The sequence below is a fragment of the Streptomyces sp. WELS2 genome, assembly GCF_013870595.1.
GTDB lineage: Bacteria > Actinomycetota > Actinomycetes > Streptomycetales > Streptomycetaceae > Streptomyces.
Map to the genome: position 1 here is coordinate 1 of NZ_JACBWZ010001139.1, position 1,661 is coordinate 1,661.

Annotated in this window: 2 protein-coding genes; both read right to left on the reverse strand. The window is 71.5% G+C overall.

From position 1 onward, the window contains the following. Positions 1 to 853 (reverse strand): PAS domain-containing protein (locus tag H5J33_RS34390; RefSeq protein WP_181798581.1); only part of this gene is annotated, 853 nt, incomplete at its 3' end. A 271-nt stretch (positions 854 to 1,124) separates the two neighbouring features. Next, positions 1,125 to 1,586, reverse strand: coding sequence for an ATP-binding protein (locus tag H5J33_RS34395; protein ID WP_181798582.1), 462 nt, complete (start codon positions 1,584 to 1,586; stop codon positions 1,125 to 1,127). Between the last annotated feature and the right edge of the window lie 75 nt (positions 1,587 to 1,661).

The window sequence follows — 1,661 nt, forward strand, 5'->3', positions numbered from 1 at the left end:
CTGGAGCGGGCCAACGCCGCGGCGATCCCGACCGTGCGGCTGTCCTCGGTATGGGCCGGCCGCTGCCGCTGTGCACGCGGTAGAGGTTGATGGACCAGTGCCGGCGTTCCTCGGAGCCGGGCACGTACCCGGTGACGTGCATGTCGGTGATGGACTCCCCGGTCTCCAGCACCCGCCGCATGGTCGCCGAGACCCGCTCGGCCTCGGGGCGCGGCAAATAGTCGTGCACGCCCTTGCCGCGGTGGTCGTCGGGGGTGCCGCCGAAGATGGAGGCGAAGCGCTCGTTGGCCCGGCGGACCCGCAGATCGGTGTCGATCAGCAGGAAACCGAAGGGCGACTGGCCGAAAATCGCCTGCGAGGCGGCGAGGTCGGTCTCGATGCTGCGCAGGGTGCGCACGTCGACGACGATGCAGACGGCGGCCTTCTCGCCTTCGACGGTGCGCGTCGGCATGACGTACACCTCGGCCAGGCCCTCCTCGCCACGGGTGCCGTCCGGCCGGTCCGGCATCCGGAACGGCACCACTCCGGTCCACTCGCGCCCGTCGAGGATTTCGGCCATCTTCCGCTGGCCGCGCTCACGCAGGTCGGGATCGACGAAGGCCTCTATGGGGTCCATGCCGACGGCACGGTCGGCGGGGATGCCGAACAGCTGCTCGGCGCGCAGGCTCCACTGGTCGACGAGACCGCCGGGGCCGATGGAGAAGGACGCCACCCGGATGTAGTCGTAGATGGAACCGGGCGGACTGCTCTGCCACATGGCGTCACCGGCCGCCGCCTCCGCCTGTGCGGCCTGACTCCTCGCGCCGTCCGACGGGTCCTCGGACTCCGTGGCCTTCGCTGGTATCTCGCTCACGCGAACCGTCCCCTCCAGCTCACCGCGTCCGGCACCGGTCACCGGGGGCGGCTGCCCGCAGTATCCAGCACTACGGCGCCACAGGACACGGTGTTCACGATCACAGGTCGGTCCAGATGTTTTTCGGACCGGTCCGTGACAACACTTCCACTCTTCTAACCAGGGAACACACCACCGAACCACACGCCGCCGAGGCACGTGCGCCCCCGGCGCGCACGCCGTACCGCACGTCGACGGCCGTACACCCCCGTGCCCCGTGGGTGCCCCCGGCTCACCCGGGCACCGCGAGCTCGAACCACACCGTCTTCCCCTCCGCCCCGGGCCGGGTACCCCAGCGGCGGGAGGAGCCGGCGACCAGCTGCAGGCCGCGGCCGCTCTCGTCCTCGGGGCGGGCGACGCGTTCCCGCGGGGGGTCGGGGAGCGGGTCGGAGACCTCCACACGCAGGGAGTCGCCGAGTGCGGCGGGGCGCAGCAGGCGTACGCCGATGGGGCCGGTGGCGTGCCGCAGCGAGTTGGTGACCAGCTCGCTGACGAGCAGCGCGGCGAGGTCGGCGACGCAGTCCAGGTCCCAGCCGTGCAACTGGCCCCGGACCACCGCACGGGCGGAGCGCACGGCGCCCGGCTCCGCGGCAAACGTCCACTCGGCGCAGCCGCCATCGGTGTCGATCACGCCGATCACTTCCCAGGCCAGCGGAGCCCACCCTGTCCGGTTTAGTGGGGTTAATGGGGACATACCCGATATCCACCCCCTGGTACCGCACAGCACGGCGCACTGTGGCACGAACGGCGTACGGGGGTGCCTGACGCG

Bases quoted from the DNA above. Each gene is read 5' to 3' on its own strand.
- H5J33_RS34395 (WP_181798582.1), bottom strand. From the start codon at position 1,586: ATGTCCCCATTAACCCCACTAAACCGGACAGGGTGGGCTCCGCTGGCC.